The organism is Peptoniphilus lacrimalis DSM 7455, assembly GCF_000378725.1.
Classification (GTDB): Bacteria; Bacillota; Clostridia; order Tissierellales; family Peptoniphilaceae; genus Peptoniphilus_A; species Peptoniphilus_A lacrimalis.
The window spans coordinates 57666-77609 of sequence record NZ_KB900375.1 but is presented as its reverse complement, the minus strand read 5'-3'; the positions used below and the strand labels follow the sequence as shown (position 1 = coordinate 77609).

At 29.8% G+C, this 19944-nt stretch carries 22 protein-coding genes and 3 pseudogenes; 2 read left to right on the top strand and 23 right to left on the bottom strand.

The annotated features are described in order from the left end of the window. Positions 1-115: 115 nt before the first annotated feature. The 22 genes and pseudogenes from F594_RS0107825 to F594_RS09390 form a co-directional block, all read right to left on the bottom strand. Complete coding sequence (locus F594_RS0107825; RefSeq protein WP_019035181.1) at positions 116-1351, bottom strand: tyrosine-type recombinase/integrase; 1236 nt, start codon at positions 1349-1351, stop codon at positions 116-118. Positions 1352-1430: 79 nt separating this feature from the next. Further along, a complete protein-coding gene (locus tag F594_RS0107820; protein ID WP_005398206.1) occupies positions 1431-1640 on the bottom strand; it encodes an excisionase in 210 nt (69 codons plus the stop codon). Positions 1641-2326: 686 nt separating this feature from the next. Then, the gene (locus F594_RS0107815) at positions 2327-3064 is read right to left on the bottom strand and encodes a phage replisome organizer N-terminal domain-containing protein (protein ID WP_019035180.1); all 738 of its coding nucleotides are present in this window, start codon (positions 3062-3064) and stop codon (positions 2327-2329) included. Positions 3065-3166: 102 nt separating this feature from the next. Continuing rightward, positions 3167-3694 (bottom strand): PcfB family protein, encoded by a 528-nt coding sequence (locus F594_RS0107810; protein WP_019035179.1) that lies wholly within the window; start codon positions 3692-3694, stop codon positions 3167-3169. Between the two features lie 118 nt (positions 3695-3812). Continuing rightward, positions 3813-3911: pseudogene (locus F594_RS09840) on the bottom strand (nucleotidyl transferase AbiEii/AbiGii toxin family protein); the annotation flags it as partial. Between the two features lie 75 nt (positions 3912-3986). Further along, positions 3987-4835, bottom strand: coding sequence for an AraC family transcriptional regulator (locus F594_RS0107800; protein WP_019035177.1), 849 nt, complete (start codon positions 4833-4835; stop codon positions 3987-3989). A gap of 204 nt (positions 4836-5039) precedes the next feature. Next, a pseudogene (locus F594_RS09660) lies at positions 5040-5168 on the bottom strand (PcfB family protein); the annotation flags it as partial. Between the two features lie 183 nt (positions 5169-5351). After that, complete coding sequence (locus tag F594_RS09770) at positions 5352-5525, bottom strand: hypothetical protein (RefSeq protein WP_019035175.1); 174 nt, start codon at positions 5523-5525, stop codon at positions 5352-5354. A gap of 73 nt (positions 5526-5598) precedes the next feature. Continuing rightward, entirely contained in the window at positions 5599-7233 is a 1635-nt protein-coding gene (mobQ, locus tag F594_RS0107780) for a MobQ family relaxase (protein WP_019035174.1), read from the bottom strand. 493 nt (positions 7234-7726) lie between these two features. After that, entirely contained in the window at positions 7727-8344 is a 618-nt protein-coding gene (locus F594_RS0107775) for an SAP domain-containing protein (protein ID WP_019035173.1), read from the bottom strand. A gap of 22 nt (positions 8345-8366) precedes the next feature. Continuing rightward, positions 8367-8735 (bottom strand): nuclear transport factor 2-like protein, encoded by a 369-nt coding sequence (locus F594_RS0107770; RefSeq protein WP_019035172.1) that lies wholly within the window; start codon positions 8733-8735, stop codon positions 8367-8369. A gap of 10 nt (positions 8736-8745) precedes the next feature. After that, a complete protein-coding gene (locus F594_RS0107765) occupies positions 8746-9165 on the bottom strand; it encodes a nuclear transport factor 2-like protein (RefSeq protein WP_002836947.1) in 420 nt (139 codons plus the stop codon). Between the two features lie 340 nt (positions 9166-9505). Beyond that, positions 9506-9796: a DUF3847 domain-containing protein gene (locus F594_RS0107760; RefSeq protein WP_019035171.1), complete on the bottom strand. Its 291-nt coding sequence runs from the start codon at positions 9794-9796 to the stop codon at positions 9506-9508. 180 nt (positions 9797-9976) lie between these two features. Next, on the bottom strand, positions 9977-12412 hold the full coding sequence (locus F594_RS0107755) for an ABC transporter permease (protein WP_019035170.1): 2436 nt from the start codon (positions 12410-12412) through the stop codon (positions 9977-9979). Then, entirely contained in the window at positions 12405-13085 is a 681-nt protein-coding gene (locus tag F594_RS0107750; protein ID WP_019035169.1) for an ABC transporter ATP-binding protein, read from the bottom strand. Before F594_RS0107750 ends, F594_RS0107755 begins: the two co-directional genes overlap by 8 nt. 46 nt (positions 13086-13131) lie before the next feature. Continuing rightward, positions 13132-13992, bottom strand: a complete 861-nt coding sequence (locus tag F594_RS0107745) for a sensor histidine kinase (protein WP_019035168.1) — start codon at positions 13990-13992, stop codon at positions 13132-13134. A gap of 1 nt (position 13993) precedes the next feature. Next, the gene (locus tag F594_RS0107740) at positions 13994-14644 is read right to left on the bottom strand and encodes a response regulator transcription factor (RefSeq protein WP_019035167.1); all 651 of its coding nucleotides are present in this window, start codon (positions 14642-14644) and stop codon (positions 13994-13996) included. A gap of 228 nt (positions 14645-14872) precedes the next feature. Continuing rightward, positions 14873-15349, bottom strand: a pseudogene (metG, locus tag F594_RS0107735) (methionine--tRNA ligase subunit beta); the annotation flags it as partial. A 157-nt stretch (positions 15350-15506) separates the two neighbouring features. Continuing rightward, on the bottom strand, positions 15507-16742 hold the full coding sequence (locus tag F594_RS0107730) for a site-specific integrase (protein ID WP_019035165.1): 1236 nt from the start codon (positions 16740-16742) through the stop codon (positions 15507-15509). A gap of 47 nt (positions 16743-16789) precedes the next feature. Beyond that, positions 16790-16957 carry a hypothetical protein gene (locus F594_RS09310; protein ID WP_019035164.1) on the bottom strand — a complete coding sequence of 56 codons (168 nt, stop codon included), beginning with the start codon at positions 16955-16957 and terminating at the stop codon, positions 16790-16792. A gap of 92 nt (positions 16958-17049) precedes the next feature. After that, positions 17050-17241 (bottom strand): DUF6462 family protein, encoded by a 192-nt coding sequence (locus F594_RS0107720; RefSeq protein WP_019035163.1) that lies wholly within the window; start codon positions 17239-17241, stop codon positions 17050-17052. A gap of 460 nt (positions 17242-17701) precedes the next feature. Then, positions 17702-18175 carry a sigma-70 family RNA polymerase sigma factor gene (locus F594_RS09390; RefSeq protein WP_019035162.1) on the bottom strand — a complete coding sequence of 158 codons (474 nt, stop codon included), beginning with the start codon at positions 18173-18175 and terminating at the stop codon, positions 17702-17704. 287 nt (positions 18176-18462) lie between these two features. Here F594_RS09390 and F594_RS09385 point away from each other — a divergent pair, with 287 nt between their 5' ends. Both F594_RS09385 and F594_RS0107705 read left to right on the top strand, forming a co-directional pair. Next, a complete protein-coding gene (locus tag F594_RS09385) occupies positions 18463-18864 on the top strand; it encodes a helix-turn-helix domain-containing protein (protein ID WP_019035161.1) in 402 nt (133 codons plus the stop codon). Further along, entirely contained in the window at positions 18864-19331 is a 468-nt protein-coding gene (locus F594_RS0107705) for a hypothetical protein (protein WP_019035160.1), read from the top strand. The genes F594_RS09385 and F594_RS0107705 overlap by 1 nt, the downstream gene beginning before the upstream one ends. A gap of 211 nt (positions 19332-19542) precedes the next feature. Here the strand turns inward: F594_RS0107705 and F594_RS0107700 are convergent, their stop codons facing one another. Continuing rightward, on the bottom strand, positions 19543-19908 hold the full coding sequence (locus tag F594_RS0107700; RefSeq protein ID WP_155802183.1) for a hypothetical protein: 366 nt from the start codon (positions 19906-19908) through the stop codon (positions 19543-19545). Positions 19909-19944: the final 36 nt, after the last annotated feature.

Genomic DNA, 19944 nt, shown 5'->3' with positions numbered 1-19944 from the left:
TCTATAAAAGTCTATTTTATGGTACTTCTCCATTTACGACAATTTGCTAACTCTCTATAAGTGCCTATAAATTTCTAGCAAATTGTCGTAAATTTGTCGTAAGCTGTCGTAAATTCTAAAATATAAATTTCATCGCTTTTTCAAATTCTCCCATCTGTTCTATCTTAAAATCTTCTGTTGCATCTACATATATATCCATTGTTGTACTAATATCAGAATGACCTAGAATAGACTGCATTGCTTTTGTATTTATATTTTGTTCATTAAGCCTTGTAGTAAAGGTGTGTCTGAAAATGTGATTGCTTAAATGTGGAACTAATAGAATATCATTAGAGTTCGATTTATTTTTATCCATTATACTTAAATTGCAATCTCTAACAATTCTTCTCAAAGCTTTATTAAGTGTTCCATTATTGTGAACCTTTCCGAATCTATTTAAAAATACAAAGTCTTTAAATCCATCGATTGAATCACAACATTCGATTCCAAAAGTCTTTTGTAACTCTCTTTCCATAAGAAAAGCATCTTTTACTTTTTGAACCATAGGAATACTTCGCTTACCTGATGCTGTCTTCGGTGTATTAATAGCATATCTATTGTTTAATCCTTTACCTTTACTATAATATACCAAAGTCCTATTTACATTTATAAGATCATTATCAAAATCTAGATCGTCCCATTGCAATCCTGTGACTTCTCCAACTCTCATTCCTGTCCAAAGCATAACAATGAATATTGGATACCATTTTTTATATTCGTCACTATTAGATAAGTATTCTTCAAATAGCATCTGTTCTTCTAATGTCATGGCTTTTTTCTTCGGAGATTCATTTCGATAAGCTACTTTTAATTCCTTCAAAGCATTGTCAGATGGATTAAACCTTATATATTCGTCATCCACTGCTAATTCTAAAACCTGATGTAAGACAGTATGAACACAATCTATGGTAGAAACCATCAATCCCTGATCTTCCTTTAATCTGTTATAAAAACTTCTAACATCAGATCTTTTAATATCAGATAGTTTAATACGACCAAAAGTCGGTTCTACAAATTGTTTATACATATAGATGTAATTTTTAAAGGTATTATCTTTTAATCCTCTTTTTACCTTTGTCCATAGCTTAAAAGTATCATTTACAGATAAGCTACTTCCTTCGTTGTTGATTCCATCTATAGTATTGCGTAAAATATCTAATTCCTTTTCTCTTAATTCTTTTAGAGTTTTCGCATAGATAGATTTTCTACGACCTATTTTGTCTTGCCACTTAAATTCATAAGTGCCATTTGACCTTTGATATTCACCGTCTTTTAAAACAACCCCTTTACTATCTTTGCGTCTTTTTACCATAAAAATTCTCCTTTTTAGATAAAAGAACACGCTATAATTATTATACCACATTATGCGTGCTCTTTATTCAATTTCATCTCTAAATAGAAAATTGTCTATTTAAATACTCTTCCATTAATTTTTTCTTAATAAGACGTTTACTTCCATTAAATAATACAAAATTGCAATCATCTTCATCCGTTAATTGTCTAACTTTATCTTGACCAATATTGAAATATTCAGATGCTTCTTTTAATGTTAGAAATGCTTTTTCACAAACACGAACTCCTTTTATATTTTCATTAATCATAAATCCTCCAAATAGTATTTTAAAAATAATAATTTTAAAGTTTTTTGACATTGACAAGTGCTTTGGATTAGCAACATAGGAATCTCACCTCCGCCTCTATTCCGGATGAGCCGGCTTCAACCTTAGAAGTATCATTATCCTCATTTTCTTCATAGCGGATAGGGTATCCCTCCCTATATTCAAACTCTTACTTATCGCTCACTTTCTACTTCATTTGCTTTTATCTTAGAAATACTTGTTATGCCGAATTATTCAGCAGAAAGATCTTGGCGGATAGGTTATTACGCTCCAAAAATAATTAACGTCTTGTCTTGGTCTATTCAATTGTTAAGGTTCAAAATTTATCGAGAGTTATTAATCTTTTTTAAAATTTGACCATCAGAAAATATTTATCTTGATGAAACAAAATTCTATAAATTACCCTCTTATACTTAACAGTGAAAAGAAGTCTTTCTTGGTAACTAATTTTGAATAGAATTTGCTTATGTAAAAAGGTCCAATTCCCACTGCATGAGTAGCAGTGAAAATTAGACCCTCTTGGTAACTGTCATCTAAAAGTCTTCTAGCATTTCTTTAATTTTCTAATCGCCTTTTAAGTGTCATATTTATATTTTTATTATCTCTGGCATACTTTGATACCTTTTTAGACTTAAAGTCTTTAATAATGGCTTTCCACCTCTTTTTATCTATAAAGATTCTCCTACATCATAGTTCATTTTTTTATTTCCTCCTTGATGTCTTAGTTTTTCTTTATCTTCTTCATACCATTTTAAGATTGTCACATAGTGGTTTTGATAGGTCTTACCACTGCTTTCCATGTATCTCGATAGTTTATTTATCATTATTTCTGTGTGTGAGTTTAATTTTTCTTTAAGATTTTTATATTCTTCTTTGCTTAACCTTACATTTTTGAATTCTCCATAAAAAATGGGGGTGGACTTTTTATCTATCTCTCCCTCTCTCTCTTTATCTATCTCTATATCTTTCTCTATCTCTATCTCTCCGTTGCACTTTTGTTGCTTATGTGTTGCATTGGTGTTGCATTGCAACATTTTTAATTCTCTTGACTTTCTTGAACGCCTTGTAGAAGCTGTTTCTGATCCGATTAAGTTTGGTATTTCAGTTAGGTAGTATTCATCATTTTCTGTTACAACTTCTAATAAGCCTTGATTGATTAAATAATTAACTGTAACCATTACATCATCGTCTGTTTCATCTATGGTTAGTGCTAACTCTTTTATAAAATCACTTTCTACTCCGTCATAATAGAGTTTGCCCTCATCTTTTAGGCTTAGTAGTAGAAGTTTAAGGTAGATTATCGTGTAGGTATCTCCTCCCGATATTCTCCTTAATCTTTTTATCCTTTTGTCTGTGAAAAATTCTTCTTTTAATTTTATCCAATAATATCTTTTGTTTATTGCCATATCTGCTCCTTTCTTGATTTCCGATTTTCGGAATTCTGGACTTCTGCTTTTCGGAAGTCTTGATATTATGTTTATTTAAGGGTGTAACTTTTCGTTACTCCCTTAGATTTCTCTGGTCATATCTTTTTTACTTGGTTTTACTTTTTCTTTTACTTTTCTTTTGACTTTTTCTGTTGTCTTATCCTTGTTCTTTGATAGGTCTTTGTATTTCTTTATTTGCTTTAGGATACTTTCTTTTTCTTTTTTATTTTCCTTGGCTATGACTTGTTTAAAGGCATATTCCATTACTTTTATGTCTTTGGCTTGGAAGAATATTTCATAGTTTTTGCTTTCTTTGTTTTTCATTACTGAGAAACTTACTCCAAGTTTGTTTAGTTCTTTTTTTAAGTCTTTGAGGTCGCTTTGATCTATGCTTATATTTTCTAGTTGTCCTTTCTTGTAGAGGTCTTTTATTTTCATTTCATCGCCCATAAGACTTTTGAGGTTTCCGTTTGCTTTTTCTAAAGTATCATTCATCTTTTTTCTTATTTCTTTGTCTAAGTTGATTGATTCTTTTGCTGCCTTTATTGTGTATGTTATTATGGTTTGTGCTGCTTGACCTGCTTCTTTGCTTATTTCTTCGTTTATCATGTTTTTCTCTCCTTTGTTTGAATTAAAAAAAGGAAAGTATAGGCTTTAATTTTTCTATACTTCCCTTTGCTTGTTTTTATTTTATTGTTGTTGGTGGTGGAATGCTTATTTTTGATGTTTTTATATCTTCTTTGCTAAAGATACATGGATAGATGTATTCTATTTCCCTTGGTATTGTTGCTTCTCCCGTTGTTAGGTCAAGTTTCATTGGACTTTTTACTCATTCCTATTTTTACTAATAGCAATCAAAAAAGCACCTACCATTTGATAGATGCCGTTAAACAAATTTAAATTATTCTTTTACTATAGGAACCCATAATTCCATTTGATAATCTTCTGAATTAGGGTCTCCATCTCCATATACTTCAAAATCAGGACTTTCATCATGTCTATATCCTTCTTTAGGGAAGAAATATGAAATAATATACTTCCATCCTTCGTGAATGCACTTTGGTATAGGACCTTCTAAGCTTACAATAGCATACTCTTTTTCAGGAATGCTGAGTATGTCTAACCCTAACTCCTCAGCTTTTACTTCATCCGTTAAATCAAAACCAGCTAAGTATATAAATGAATCTTCTTCATCCATTATATAATCATATCCTACGCCAAAGATTTGACCATTACCAAACTCTTCAAATTTTTCTCTTGGTACTTTTTCAACCAGTCTATCCCAAACTTTTGGGAAATTTGAACTTTTAGTTACATCCGATTTAATACCAGCTACTTTAAACGCTTTCTTTTTCTCAATCTTAATATCCATTTGATTTCCTCCTTGAACTGAAATTGAAAAGTAGATTCTTGGGAAATATTGATACTTTTCTCCTTTCTTTACTTGACCTGGAGTTAGCTTATGAAAACTTTTAAAAGCTAAAGCAAAAGAATCCTGAGAATTATAACCATATTTTATTGCAATATCTATAATTCTTTTATCTGAATTTTTTAAATCAATTGCAGCATTTGTCATCTTTCTTAATCTTATATATTCAGATAATGAATATCCTGATACGATTGAAAATATTCTTGAAAACATTGGAAATGAATATCCTGTTATCCGTGTTATTTCTTTTTCATCAAGTTCATCAGTTAAGTTATCTTCAATATAGTCTATTGCTAAGTTAAAAGATTTCATTATATCCATATTTCTACCACCTTTCATTTAAATTGTACAAGGATTTATTAAATTATACCCGATAATGCTAATACAAATATTATAGCATCACATGTTTATACTATTTTTCTTCTCTGCCAGACTTCTTATCTTGCTCTTTATGCTCTCGATATTAATCACAATAATACATCCACATATTTTCTAACCTCATCTTCTATTTTATATAGTCTACTATATTGTATCATTCATCTTTTTTCTTATTTCTTTTTCAAGATTGATTGATTCTTTTGCTGCTTTTATTGTGTATGTTATTATGGTTTGTGCTGCTTGACCTGCTTCTTTGCTTATTTCTTCGTTTATCATGTTTTATCTCCTTTGTTTGAATTAAAAAAAGGGAAGTATAGGCTTTAATTTTTCTATACTTCCCTTTTCTTGTTATTATTTTATTGTTTTTGGTGGTGGAATGCTTTATTTTGATGTTTTTATATATTTCTTAGGTCTTTATACCTTTTATACTTTTAAATGGCTTAAAATACCTTTCCACCTTTAGTAGTTTATGTGTGTTCTTTTGTCTGATAGATAGTTTTTCATGTTGGAATATATAATCTGTATTTCTTCATTATTCATTGCTTTTATTTCTTCTGTGCTTTTATATGTTTTGTATGTTCCATCTTGATCTGCTTTTATGAGTTCATCTATTAGCTCTTGCCTTTTATTCATCTCTATTACCTCCTCGATCAGCCTTTAGTTGTTTGGTCATATTATAGCTTGGATAAGATATTTTTACCAGGTCTTATCTTTCTTGATTTTTGTAATAGTCTTTAGTCATTTGTCTTTTTTTATTAAACTTATCACTGTCTTGCTTATACTCTTTTATCTTTTCTATGATACTTTCTTTTTCTCCTATCTTAATCGCCTTGTCAATTTCTATTGATAGGTCAATATCGTATTCTTTATTTACTACCTCTACTGCATATTTAATATGATTTATTTTCTTGTATCTTTCCCTTATCTTTTCTGACTCTGTATTTAATTTGCTGATTTCATCTTCTAAATCTTTAATTTCTCCTAACCATTCTTTTTCTCTTAAATTTTTCTTTCCGCTGATTTTTTCAATTAAGGTTCTCGCCCTTATATGTTGGTCTATTTCCTTTTGATTATTCTTGTAGAAGCTTTCTTTGAATATTTTCTTGTTTTCATATTCTTGGTAGGTTGCTTTTGTTTTTCTTACAGTCTTTGCATAGGCTAAACACTTATTAAGGTCTTCTATCTTTTGACTGTTTTCTTTTATGGTCTTATATATTTCAGAGTTTTTACTTCTTAGGGTATTTATATGCCCTTGTAGGCCTGATATGGTTTTTATTTTGTTTTCCCTTAGATAATTTATTCCACTTGCATATCTTTTTAGATCATAGATTGCCTTGTTTCTTTTGCCATAAAATGATAATCCAGCTCTATTGTTTTCTTGCATTTCTTGATAAAAGCTTAAATATTCATAGAGGTTAAAGAATCCTGATTCATTTTCGATTTGCTTTTTACTTTGGTCTTTGTATTCTCTATATGATTCTTTTAGCTTATCTTTGAAGTCTGCTAACCAAGATGTTATTTTCTTTATTTCATTGCCTATGTTTTTTAATAGTTCATTCTGTTTTTTTATTTCACGATTTATATCTCCTTTTTCCGTGCTTATTCCTTTTCTTTCCATTGCACTAGCACTTGCTCCTAGATGTATTGTTGGTATTTGTTTTATGCCTTGTCTTTTAAAACTCCTATGGTCTACTCTTTTTTCTATATTATTTTTTGCTAGGTATTCGTTGCAAAGGTCTGAAAAATTTTCTCTCCATTTTTCTACATTGCCCTTATCGTTCCAGGTTGTTAGTTCTACTTTTCTTGTCTTTGGTTTTCCATTTTTGTTTAAAATCTTTTCTCCTTTTTCATCTAGGATATATTCTTTTTTACTTTTTTGCCCCCATGTTCCATCTTCATTTATTGGTCTTACTATGGTCATTATATGAGCGTGAATGTTTTGATTTCCATCTCTACTTTCATCATGAATTGCTAGGTCTACTATCATTCCCTCTTTTACAAAATTGTTTTGAATATATTCTTCTATCATCTTTTTATTTTCTTCTATGCTTAACTCTTTTGGTAGGGATATGATAAAGTTTCTTGCAAGTTGGGCATTAGAATTTTTCTCAAAAAGTTCTACTGAGTTCCACAAGGTTTTTCGGTCTTTATATTCTTCTGGTGCGTGATCTGGTAAAAATATTTCTTTGCTAATTACTCCTTGTTTTTTGGTGTAGTCATGGGTTACTCCGTCCCATTCATTTTTTATTTTTTCTCCACTTATATATGCTGCACTTGCTACTGCACTTTTGCCTTTTCCTCTTGATATTATGTTTACTGAAAAATGAAAACTGTCTGCCATTTTTATCACTTCCTTTCTTTTTTGTTGTTTTAGGTGGAGGCTTAATAGATTTTTATATCCACTTTGTGAATGAGCGTTTTGAAATGATAGAATAGAAAAGGCCGACTACTGAATTAATTTTTGTTGTTTCAGTATGTCGGCTTAATTGTTTTGTTCATTTCAAATTTTAAAAGTCAAGGGCGAGCCTTAGCGAGTTTATTTACCCTTGACTTTTAAAAAGCGAATGGTTGTTGCTCCCTGCAAGGGTTTGGCTCCGCAGGACGCAAGCACCCTTTAGGGTGTATAATTGCGCCCTTAGAAAATCTAAGGGAGATTTGGTTATTTTATTTTTCTAATTTTCTCTTATTATTTTTAGTGTTTCTTTTATATCTCTTTTTTCTTCCATAAGTCCTCCTTTCCGCTTTTAGACAAAGAAAAAACAGTAAACCTTTTTTGATTTACTGCTTTCGTGTTAGCTTTTATTGAATTGTTAGTTTAGTAAGATAAGAATATCCTACTTGCAATACTCTTTTATTTTATCCTCATATTTTTTTATAAGTTCTCGTGAATAAACTTTTTTGTTTTTTGAATCTCTAACTTCTTTCCAAAGAATGGAGGCTACTTTTAATTTATTCGAGTAGTTGTAACTATTTTCGTCTGCACAGAAATCCTTTAAAAATTTATTCCATTGACAAACCGAATTATCATACTTAGCATAATTTGATTTCCCATAACAAACTTTTAGCATATCTTGAATTGTAAAACTCAAATCATTTTCTCTTTTTACTTTTCTCCAAGCAGTAGCCATATCAGCAGTAAATTTAAATGGCGAAACATCTGTTAAAATTGAGAAATACTCTCTGAAATGTGTGTTAAAGGAGAACCCGCATTCAAGTAATGGAGTATCTAAGGTAATAGTTTCTACTTGTTTCTTTTCATTTTTTATTGATGACTTTTTAATCAAATCACCCTTAAAGTACTGTTCAATAATATAATTGAGTTCCTGTTTTCTACCTCTGTATTCTAATCCTAATGACTTGCATATCTGTGAAAGTTCTTCATGATACCAATAGTATTTATTAAACTCATAAAACGATGTGATTTTATCAAACTCAGGTCTACTTTCTATCAATATTTTATCTCCTTAAACCAATTTACCTAATGCGTTTCCCAATTTTCATTTTCTTACGCCATTCTGGTGCTATTCCATCATCAGACCAATATTCATCCATTTCTATAATCAAATCATCCTTAAGATGGATAAAGCTTACTACATGAAAAGACTCACTATTATCTCTTGGAAAGACTCGGCAAGCCAGAATAATGGTATTTGCATTTTCTTCGATTCGTTCTATTTCTCCATTCCAGTTTCCTGTATATTCACAATTTGCTTTTATATACTCATCTAAGGTAAATACCTCATTTGTGCAATGCCATTTTATAACGGCATTTTTTTGAAAAAGTTTCCTAAGTTCTTCTGCATCTTGTGATAAAACTGTTTTGAAAAATCTATCTATATCCATAGTAATCACCTTAAAACCAATTCACTTTTTCATCTCTAAACAATGGTGTTTCACTCTCTTTGTAAGGATTGTAGTTATTACAATTACAGCCAAACTCTTTCAATGCTTTTATCTTATTATCGGCTGTCCAAACAATCAAAGAAATACCGTCAAATTCTTCAACTTTCCCCTCATTCATTTTATTTTTGAAGTGCCATTCTACAATAGTTTGATTATCCTTATGAAAAAATTGCTTTATATCCCAAGCAAGCACTTTTCCTCTTGTATTCCATTCATTAAACCAGTGCTTTACTGTTTGACAATTTTCATACTTAGGACTCCAGCACTCAATATAAATTACATTATCTAAAAAAATATCATCTATACCTAAGTCTTGTTGTGTGAGCCACATATCAAACCATAAACGAATGATTTTTTCTCTTTCATTCATAAATTTAAACACCTCCAAAATCAAATAATTATATACAATTATACCATTTTTTCACTTAGTTTTATAAATCTAACTCATTCCTCTTTACCTGTGATAGTCGTTTTGCTTGTTCTAGTAAATGCTCTATGCAAGTCTTAACTTTATCTGCTTGCTCTACTTATTTTCGTATTTCTAATATTTGATTGTAAAGGTTATTTTTATCTTTCCTCATATTGGCAACTTTTGATTTCCGTTTGAATATATTTAAGATCGTGGTTTCTCTTAAGTATTCTTTCAGATATTTCTTGAAACTTTCAAATAAAATAAGTTATGCAATATACTAATCTTCCTATTTATTATTTTAATTTTCTCTCATTATTTTTAGTGTTTCTTTAAATTCTTTTGTCTTTGTTGCTTCTTCTAGTAGAATTTTTATTTCTTCATCTGTTAGTTCTTTTGCATTTTCTATAAGGCTTTCTAAGATTGCTCCTCTTGTTATTAGCCTATGCGTTCTTTCTTTTCTTCTTTTTATTATGTCTTGTTTTAATATCTTCTTTTCTTGATTTTTTAGTTGCCTTAATCTTTCTTCTGTATCATAAATTTTATCTTTTATTTCTTTTGACTCTTGTCTTATTTGTTCTAATTTTTTCACATAAAACTCCTTTCTTAAAATAAAAAGAGATAACATTTCTGCTATCCCTTTCAAAGTTTAACTATTAAAAATATTATATTATCATCTCTAAAGTCAGATATGAAAAAAGTGCCTAAAATTATAGGCACTTTAAGAAATTTGACTCAATCTTTTTATTCATATACTCCACTTTTTTTGAAATTATATTGTTCGAATTAAATCTATAGTCGGTTTGTCTAAAATTCTCTTTAAAGAAAAATTAAAGATTAGTAAGTTGATTGCGTAAACCACAATAGAAAATCCAAGAAATAATTTATAGTCATAATATCTTATTAATATATTCAGACTTAAATTAGGAGCTATACGAGATATTACAAACATGACTACTAATGTGGTTATTCCCGCAACAATAAATGATTTTATTTGCTCTTCTATAAACTCTTTTCGATAAATATTCTTTAACTCATCTACGTCCATACCACATGAATAAAGGCTGCCCATTTCCTTCTTTCTACTCATGAGACTTAAATTAATGGATGAATAACCATTTGTCACATTAAGAATAAAAATAATGAAAGCCATCGCAAATGCGACTTTCTTTAAAGATTCTAGATCACTTTTTCGATTCATTTCAATATCTGCTTTTGTGTTAATATCGTACTTTTCATTTGGCATTATCGATTCTCTTATCTTATTATCCAAATAATCCTTTACATTTCTCATCTCCGAGTCTTTTACATTCATATTTAATACATACGGAGCATTAATAAGTTCTTCATCTTTTGACTCATCCATAAGTTGGAAGAAGGTATCGAAATCTGTGTAGATTTTTACATAAAATGGTAAAGTTATTGAATCATAGTTTCCCAAATCATCTATAGTTTTAGAAATTTTTAAACTTTTTTGAAAATCCTCCCCTATCTGTAAGTTTATATCTTTCGGATTATTAAAATATGGTATTTTATTTGCTTTAGCTACTGGAGTGTTTGGGTTTTCTTGTACCATATTATAAAGAATAAATTCTCCCTTACTTGCCCCCAATTTACTAAAGTCCTCATCTTCTAAAGCTATAAGCATCCCATTCAACTGGCTTGAATGACTCTTTTTCAAAAAATACTCTAACTTTTGATCTAGAGACATGTTAATAGCTTCTTTGGACAATTCTAAATCATTATCTACCTGAATATAACTTTCTTTTGAAATATAGGACTTATCATTTGGAGTTTCTTTTTCAATTTCTTTAAAAACTTTAGGAACGCTCCTATTTTCACTATAATAACTAGCTATTACATTGTAGCCTGCATCATAGTAAGAAAAATCTCTGTTATATTTAGTTACTGCCACAATAATAACTAAAACAGAAATTATAATGACACCAATAGCAGAAACATAACGCTGTGATTTAATACTATCAAGGTTATTTGATTTTAATTCTTTCCATAAATTCCTAGATCTTTTTTTCTTAAAGCTATCAAAGTCTAAATTTCCCTTTATACCTTCAATAATAGATATTTTTGAAACTTTCTTTGCTGGTTGAATAATAGAAAATACTACTACTAAAAGAGCTACTGTAACAATCGCTAGGCTAAGTAAAGGACTGAAATAACTAGATACCAAGTTTTCGACCCCTTGATCAATCTCAAGATGCCTAAACAATTTTAAGATAAGACAGTATCCAAAGATATGACCAATTAATATAGGTAGAACAGATAGGAAAATACCTTCTTTTAATAGTAACAAGTATATCTGAAAATCCGTAGTGCCTATAGACTTATATACAGAAAGTTCCTTGATTTTCCTAAAAGCCCACACCTTGAATATATTTTTTACAAAAAATACAAATAGTAATATAGCCCCTATTACAGAAAGAATGGTTCCTAATTCAGTTAAAATATTATGGGGAAAGTCATACTCAACACCGTAATAATCTATTAAATTAGAATTGAAAGTTAAGGGAACATCTCTACCTAATTTTTTATTGATTTCATTTTGTAGATTTACTTTGTTATCATAAGCCTTTTCAAAAGAATTAAACTTTAAAACTACTTTGCCTGGATCCTCTTCATTTTTCAGTGCTAAAGCATAATTAACTCTACTGTATTTATTATAGACATCTTCATAAATTCCAACCAGCTCAAAGTCTTTGCTAAAACTAAGATTGTAAGACTCCTTATCAGTAAAAGTACTTATGGCATCTATCTCTTTACCCTCTATTAGTCTATGCCCAAAATCAAGCTGTATTTTATCTCCTAATTTTAGCTTATTTTTTTCGACTAGACTTTTCGATAATACTATTTCTCCATCACTTTTAGCAAAGTGTCCTTCAAGTAAATCTGAATGCTCTCTCATTTTATTTATATCATTATCTTGATAATTTACGGCAATCAAATCATTCTTGTACTTTGCCGATTCAGGATTTATGGACATTTCACCTACAAATTCTATATTATTAATATCTTTTATTTTTTCAATATCATTACTTGTTAAGTTCCCTTCAAGTTCTGCATCATAAAAATTTACGGTCATGAAACTTTCATTATTATATTTAACAATTGTATAACTATAATAAAAAACCACAGTAAAAAACAAACTTACAATAAATAAGGAAATAAAAATAGGAAAATTCTTCTTATTCATTTCTTTCAGCTCCTACAATTTTTCCATCTACTATTGTAATGATACGATTAGCTTGTAAGGCTATTTCTTCGTCATGGGTGATTAAGATAATCGTCTGTTTCATTGTTCTATTGAAGTATTTAAAGATTTCTATAATTTCCTTAGAATTTTTTCTGTCCAAATTACCTGTTGGTTCATCCGCCAATATGATAGATGGATTATAGATAAGACTTCTCGCTATGGCAACTCTCTGCTGCTGACCTCCTGAAAGCTCACTTGGAAAAGAGTCAAGTTTACTTTCTATACCAAGTTTTTTTACTATATCTGAGAATTCATCTTGATTGATTTTCCTTTTATCAAGTTTTAATGGAAGTTCTATGTTATGACGAACTGTTAAGTTGGGAATCAAATTATAAAATTGATAAATTAGTCCGACTTTTCTTCTTCTAAAGTAGGCTAATTCTTTTGAGGAATACTTTGAGATGTCGTTACCATCTATATAAACCTTTCCATCATCTGGGCTATCTACTCCTCCAATAATATGTAAAAGCGTTGATTTACCAGATCCACTTGGTCCAACAATAGCGACAAATTCTCCTCTGTCAATTTCAAGGTTGACACCGTCTAAGGCAATGACCTTAGAATTACCCTCGCCGTATTCTTTTCTTAAATTTTCTACTTTTAAAATTTCCATACTTTCCTCCTTAATTTAAGGTAAGTATATAAAAGTAAAGTGATTTTTAGGTGACATTGTAAAATTTTATTTCAAATCTTGCTCCAGCATCAATATTTGAAACAGAAATTTCTCCCTTGTTTTTTTCGACAATTGTCTTCGCCATAGCAAGACCAATTCCAAAACCATTTGAGTCGGGCGTTTTATAAAAGCGTTTGAAGATTTTTTTAATATTCTCTTTTTCTATTCCTCCGCCATTGTCTTCAATGATTAAGCTTGTATAGAGGGGATTTTTGTAAGATGAAATTGTGATTTCATCACAAGTCGGTCTATTATCAGCATTTTTCATAATATTAATAAGAGCTTCTGCTATCCAATAAAAATCTCCACAAATACTATTTTCCTTTAAATTCTTCTCTATTTTTATATTGATAGATCTCTTTAAGCCTAAACTGTCTATAGCATAATCTACCAGTTCTTCTAAACGAATTTCTTCTTTTTTCATTAAATCTTTGTTTGCATCAAGGCTTGATAATTTGAGCAAAATATCTGATAAAGAGTTTAATCTTAATAGTTGTCTTTTTAATATCTCTATATCATCCTTATCTGGAAAATCCATCTCCAAATTTTCTATGGAAAAAAGCATAGATGTAATAGGAGTTTTGATTTGATGGGCGATATCTTCTAGGTATTCGATTTGCTTTTCGCTATTTTTACTACTTGTCTCTTTGGCTTCTACTATTTCTATAAAAAGCTTGTAAATTTTATCTTCTAAAATTGAAAAATCATCTTGCTTCATAGGAATTTTATATTCTTGGTTTTTCATTTTTTCTATCAGATCTATAAGCTCATTTATTCTATTTTTCTTTCTTGATTCTAAAAAATAATATAGAAGTCCAAGACTTATTATCCATAATACATATATCATCTCAATCCATCCTATAACCAATTCCTCTAACAGTAGTAATAACTTCTCTATCAAGTTTTTCTCTAATTCTCTTAATAGTTGATGTGAGAGTATTGTCATTTACAAACTTATCCCTATCTTCCCAGAACATTTCTAACAGCTGACCTCTTGTATAAACTCTATTGGGATTTTTTATAAATAAGACTAGGATTTCATATTCTAGCGAAGTTAAATCTACTAGATTTCCCTTAAAATAAACTTTTGACTGATTTAAATCTATTTTTATATCCTTATAAGATATACTTTTATCTTGTGATATAGGTATTGTCCTTAAAACCGCATCAATTCTTGCCCTTAATATGGCAAGGGAAAATGGCTTTATTAAATAGTCGTCTGCTCCTTGATCTAGGGCGGCAATTATAAAATCTTCATCATTTTTAACAGTAGTAACTATAACCCTTATGTCCTTATCTTTTAACTTTTTAATCAAATGTTGACCGTCTTTATCTGGTAGATTTATATCAAGTAGTGCCACATCAGTGTCTACATTCATCATATAGGTCGCTTCGTAAAAAGATGATGCAAGCTCTACTTCATAACCATTATTAACTAAATACTTTTCCATTTGTGATGCAATTTCTTTATTATCCTCTATAATCAAAACACTCTTCATTTTAACCCTCTCATGTATCAACTTTGAAATCTATTAAAAAATTTTTTTCATACACAATAGCTATACTATGTCAGCACTTATGACCGCAACATAAAAACCTGCCCTGCTTAGATCAGCTAATTTATTTCAATGTAGAGTCACTAACGTTTTTTATCAATTTTCAATCTTCATTATAAAAATTAAACTGGGATTCATAACAAACCCCAGTTTAATAATTAGCGTGTTCTTTTAATATAATTTTGATCCTGCTGGAATATTATCATCCAACATTATTAAGTTTAGTTTTTCTTCTCCATCGTACTCACAAATTGCAGATATAATCATACCTTCTGAGTCGATTCCCATCATCTTACGAGGAGGAAGATTACAAATCGCTAGTAGTGTCTTTCCAATTAAGCTCTCTGCGCTGTAATATTCCTTAATACCAGATAAAATAACTCTTTCTTTTTCAGAACCATCATCTAATGTAAATTTCAAAAGTTTTTTTGACTTAGGAACTTCTTCGCAGTTTTTAACCTTTACAACTCTAAAATCAGATTTTGAGAAAGTTTCAAAGTCTACCATATCTTCAAATAATGGTTCAACTTTCACTTTTGAAAGGTCAATTTCTTCTGTCGTAAGTTTGTCGTAAGTTTCGTAAGTTTCTTTTGACGAATCCCTATTTTCTGCCTTTTCTAAGCCTATTGGCTTCATTGTTGGGAATAGTTTCTCGGATAACGTACCATTCCTTAAAGTTCCAGTTTATCCCATAATATAGCCATTTAGTAAAAGTATTGTCCAGTACCATTACTTAGTATTAATGAAGATTTTGTTGTCTTTTTTGTTGTCCTTGGTTTTTGTGTAGTCTTTCGAAATTCATGATTTAAAACACATCTAGATTCTTGGCTAATGCTTCCATGGATTCTTGCAATTTTCCATCATTTATTTCAGCATATATATCCATAGTGGTCTCTACACTAGCATGTCCCATTATTTGTTGAATAACTTTTATATTCGTTTCATTTTCACAAAACCTCGAACAAAATGTATGTCTCAAATGATGACATGAAAAGTGAGGAATTAATAAAGGTTCTCTTTTTTCTTTTTTTGCCTTTACTATCTCTTCTGCATTGTATGACTCATATATTCTTCTTATAGCTCTATTAATTGATGCCGGATTATGAATCATTCCAAAACGATTTATAAAAATAAATCCACTCATGCCATCTACCACTACCGGACAAAAACCTTCTTCCTTTCTTTTATCATATTCTTCCTTTAAGACTTCATATACTGGCTCCATCATCGGTATAACTCTTATTCCTGATTCTGTTTTAGGTAAAGATACCTTAAACTCGCACTTATAAGTATCTTTTTTTCTTGGATAATAAGTCATACTATGATTGATATCTATAGTCCTTTTTTCTAAATCTACATCAGACCATCTAAGTCCAACTACTTCGCCTATCCTACATCCCGTACCCAATAAAACTGTAAAGATTAAGTTCCAGTTGTTATATACTGGGCTTTCTGCAATATAATTCATAAAAGCCCTTTGTTGCTCTACTGTTAAAGCATGCCTGGTCTTCTTTTTGTCCTTACTTTTCTTTTTTATTTCAGCCATAACGCCATCGCTGGGATTATTTCTAATGATTTCATCTCTAACCGCTAGCTGAAAGGTAGGATGTAAAATTGTATGAATCGTTTCTAATGAGTTGATTTGTAAACCCTTATTATTGATAAGGTCATAGTAAAAATAAAGTACATCAGAATATTTTATGTCTCCAATTTTATTTTCACCAAATCCATCTCTTATGAATCTATCATACATATAGACGTAGTTTGTGTAAGTGGTTTCTCTTAGTTCTGTTTTTGTAGAAATATATCTATCAAATACAAAATTAAGTTTTGCTTTGCCAGCAACATATATATCTAGACCATCTAACTGGTCTTTGATGAGAATTGCCTCACGTTCACGAAGTTTCTTTAGATCCTTTGCATAGATAAATTTTCTTTTTCCATATATGTCTTTATAAGAATATGAATATCTATTGTCACTTTCTCTATAAGTTTCGCCCTTCCTTAAAGCTCTTCCTTTATTATCTTTTCTAGCTACCATTCATGATCTCCTTCCTTTTGAAAAGAGATTTCATGCAAAATGCCAGTTTATTGTTCTTTGTACAATAAAGTCAAACCTTTTTTTACTGCTTGAGTAAGGGATAAATTATGAGATTTTATATACTTCTTCAGTTCCAAGTATTCTTCTTCTGTAAATCTTACTGTAACTCGTTTCGTACTTGGATCTTTAATTTTTGGTCTTCCTGTTTTTACCAAGTTTTCCTCCTTTTTCTATTCTCATAACTTATCTAAATTATACTTTTTGTCCGACACTTTGTCAATCATAAACTCCCTTTCCAAATTATCTTTTATATACCTGGTAACCTGAATGTTTCTAAGTATTCATTTAGTATTTCACAGTTTACAAGAACAATTTTATTTAGCTTATAGACAGCTCCCGCTTCTTTTGCTAATTCTTCAAATTTACTTTGACTCATTGAATAAAGTTCTGCACCTTCTTTATATCTAACAAACTTTTTATCATTATGTTTATTTTTCACGAAAGCCTCCTTATTTTATTAAATTAAATATAAGTTTTTTGACATTGACAGGCGTGTAGGCCACGACATTGGAATTTCACCACCGCCCCTTTTCTAGATGGGCCGGCAACAACTTTAGAAGTATCATTATCCCTACTTGTATCAAAGCATCAGTTGCCAAAGCTGAATCTATAATCTCTTTTATCGCTCGTTTCCTTTTATCCTTCTGGTATCAGCAGAGTATTCATTTAAACCGAGTTGTACCTCAGCAGAAAAGTCTTGGCGAAGATCTTATAAGGCTCCACAAGTAGTTAACGTCCTGTTTTGGTCTATTAAGTTGTCATGGTTCAATTTATGTTTAAAGGAAAGTAAAATTTACCCCCTTATATATAGGGACAGAAAAGAGTGGTTTGATAACCAAATTTATAAAGATATTTAAATAAAAATAATCCCCATTTTTTCATGGGGATTATTTCTAAACTTACATAAATGTTGTCATTAAATCTTTTAAGAGAGTCCTTAATTTATCAAAAACCTTATGTTTTCTTTTATTGACTGCTACTTGTGAAATTCCTAAGATTTTTCCTATCTCTCTTTCAGTTAATTCTTGTTCTATAAGAAGTTTAATTAGCCTTAATTCTTCTTTATCTAACTCTGAGAACGAATCTTTGACCATCAAAATTTCTTCATTCTTCAAGATTTTTTCTTCTATATTGGATGTCTTATCTTCTAAGCTTTCAATATAGTCTTCCTGCTGGTTCCCGTCTTGTTCTCTACTCTTTAGCATATAGTTTGACGATGAGTAAACACCATACCTTCTTTCTTGTCTTAATATCCTTTGTTCAGCCCTTCTTGCTTCTTCAAAAATTTCCTTTATATCATCAGGAAGTTCCACTTCTTTACCGTCTATATAGTATTTTCCATGGTAATATCCATTTCTGTTATTTGTATTCATTTTTCCTCCTTCAAGTGTTGAGATTAGTAATTGTTATCAACAACTAGCTTGAGGAGGGCCTCTGATATATGACATACTCACTTCCCTTTTGGCAAAAAAAAGATAGACTCGTCGCCTATCTTTTAGAAAGTGATACATGCCCTTGACAGCTTTTCTAAACGCTTCTGCGTCGAGCTGCATATAAACTTATTTTTAATTCATGTTTTTTTATGTTTTTATAGCTTTTATTTCATATTTTTATTATAATAGAAATTATTATTTCTTTAAACGACAAGAGGAGAGCTATTTTGAAATTTCACGAAAAAATTAAATTTTTAAGGATTGAAAATGGGTTGACCCAAGAGGAACTTTCTAAACGGCTAAGGGTATCTAACAGAAGTTATATTTCTTGGGAAAAAGGGGAAAGTATTCCTAGGGACTTAAGGGTTTATTTAGAACTCACAAAGGTGTTTTCTGTTTCATTGGATTATTTGCTGTTAGGTATTTCTAATGATGATGATATAGAAAAGGCAATTCAGGCAAAAGAATCTGTTACTAAAGGATTAGATGCCGTTTCTGATTTGTATTTTGTTTTTAAAACAAATAATCTCTCTATGAAAGAGAGATTATTTTTGGAGGAAAAAGTTGAAAAAATGTATCTGAAGATTAAATTAATAAATTATAAGTTTGAGAAAAAAGGTGAATTTTAATGTTTTTAGTTTATTTATTGTTGGTTGCATTGCCAATTTTATACTTTTTCTTTTGGCTTACTGTTGGTATTTCTATTGCTAAATTTGCTGTTTTTGCTTTAGACAAATTAGTGATCTTTGTTTTTATTGCATATCTTGTGCATAATCATTTCTCCGTCATTCATAGTTCTGGTTACTTTGTTTATTTCTGGGATATATTGTCAGAACTTGTTGCGGTTGCTGTCTATACCTTTATATTCAATAGAATTTATTCATTATTTCCGCTATTAGGTAGTATACTAAATTTTATCATCTCTTATCTAGGAGTAATGACTGTATATTGTCTTGTGATTGTTGCTATACTAGGGGGAGATAAATATTTTCTTCCACTCTTGAATAATGAAACACTTAATAACATTGTAAATTATATTCTGATTGGTGTTCTTGCTATATTCCCCTGGAGAAAAAGAGAGGAGTATTTAGAATAAACATTCCAAAAGTTAATACTATAAATTCAATCCGTTATTATAAATTCATTAAATGCAACACTGCTTAAATAATTTTAAGGTTTAAGATAAACTAAAGGGGCTGTTATGTTTTACTTTTCAACAGCCCCTTCTAAATTACTAGTCTGCTATTCTGTTTTTTTATCAACTTAATATAACATTGTGCTTGATAGTACAATTTAATCAGTTTTTATTATCTTAATTTTCTTCTATCAAGCGAATTAATTAACAATACTAAAAATATTGATAGAGTAATACATATAAACCAAATTAATACACCCGGATGCTTACTTAGCCTATAAACATCTTCTGCACTCATATTAGATGTGATTTTAGTTTGGTTTAATATCACTATATAATCACCAAGATACTGTCCTAAAAACAATCCAATGATATTAGATATTGTAATCGCATATGAAATCTTATATTTCCCTAAATATGTTAACAACAATACAACTATCCATATATATAAATAACACCTATCTGATGTCCATTTAAATAAATAGACATCTTGAAAAAGATTTTTTGACATCATAAAAGTAATTGTAAATATCATCATTTGTATAATGATATGTATTAGTTTTCGCCTTTTCAT

What these genes read in the sequence shown, in the direction of transcription:
- F594_RS0107825 (WP_019035181.1), bottom strand. Translation starts at nt 1,351, where the DNA reads ATGGTAAAAAGACGCAAAGATAGTAAAGGGGTTGTTTTAAAAGACGGT.
- F594_RS0107820 (WP_005398206.1), bottom strand. Translation starts at nt 1,640, where the DNA reads ATGATTAATGAAAATATAAAAGGAGTTCGTGTTTGTGAAAAAGCATTT.
- F594_RS0107815 (WP_019035180.1), bottom strand. Translation starts at nt 3,064, where the DNA reads ATGGCAATAAACAAAAGATATTATTGGATAAAATTAAAAGAAGAATTT.
- F594_RS0107810 (WP_019035179.1), bottom strand. Translation starts at nt 3,694, where the DNA reads ATGATAAACGAAGAAATAAGCAAAGAAGCAGGTCAAGCAGCACAAACC.
- F594_RS0107800 (WP_019035177.1), bottom strand. Translation starts at nt 4,835, where the DNA reads ATGGATATAATGAAATCTTTTAACTTAGCAATAGACTATATTGAAGAT.
- F594_RS09770 (WP_019035175.1), bottom strand. Translation starts at nt 5,525, where the DNA reads ATGAATAAAAGGCAAGAGCTAATAGATGAACTCATAAAAGCAGATCAA.
- mobQ (WP_019035174.1), bottom strand. Translation starts at nt 7,233, where the DNA reads ATGGCAGACAGTTTTCATTTTTCAGTAAACATAATATCAAGAGGAAAA.
- F594_RS0107770 (WP_019035172.1), bottom strand. Translation starts at nt 8,735, where the DNA reads ATGGATATAGATAGATTTTTCAAAACAGTTTTATCACAAGATGCAGAA.
- F594_RS0107765 (WP_002836947.1), bottom strand. Translation starts at nt 9,165, where the DNA reads ATGAATGAAAGAGAAAAAATCATTCGTTTATGGTTTGATATGTGGCTC.
- F594_RS0107755 (WP_019035170.1), bottom strand. Translation starts at nt 12,412, where the DNA reads ATGAATAAGAAGAATTTTCCTATTTTTATTTCCTTATTTATTGTAAGT.
- F594_RS0107750 (WP_019035169.1), bottom strand. Translation starts at nt 13,085, where the DNA reads ATGGAAATTTTAAAAGTAGAAAATTTAAGAAAAGAATACGGCGAGGGT.
- F594_RS0107745 (WP_019035168.1), bottom strand. Translation starts at nt 13,992, where the DNA reads ATGATATATGTATTATGGATAATAAGTCTTGGACTTCTATATTATTTT.
- F594_RS0107740 (WP_019035167.1), bottom strand. Translation starts at nt 14,644, where the DNA reads ATGAAGAGTGTTTTGATTATAGAGGATAATAAAGAAATTGCATCACAA.
- F594_RS0107730 (WP_019035165.1), bottom strand. Translation starts at nt 16,742, where the DNA reads ATGGTAGCTAGAAAAGATAATAAAGGAAGAGCTTTAAGGAAGGGCGAA.
- F594_RS09390 (WP_019035162.1), bottom strand. Translation starts at nt 18,175, where the DNA reads ATGAATACAAATAACAGAAATGGATATTACCATGGAAAATACTATATA.
- F594_RS0107705 (WP_019035160.1), top strand. Translation starts at nt 18,864, where the DNA reads ATGTTTTTAGTTTATTTATTGTTGGTTGCATTGCCAATTTTATACTTT.
- F594_RS0107700 (WP_155802183.1), bottom strand. Translation starts at nt 19,908, where the DNA reads ATGATGATATTTACAATTACTTTTATGATGTCAAAAAATCTTTTTCAA.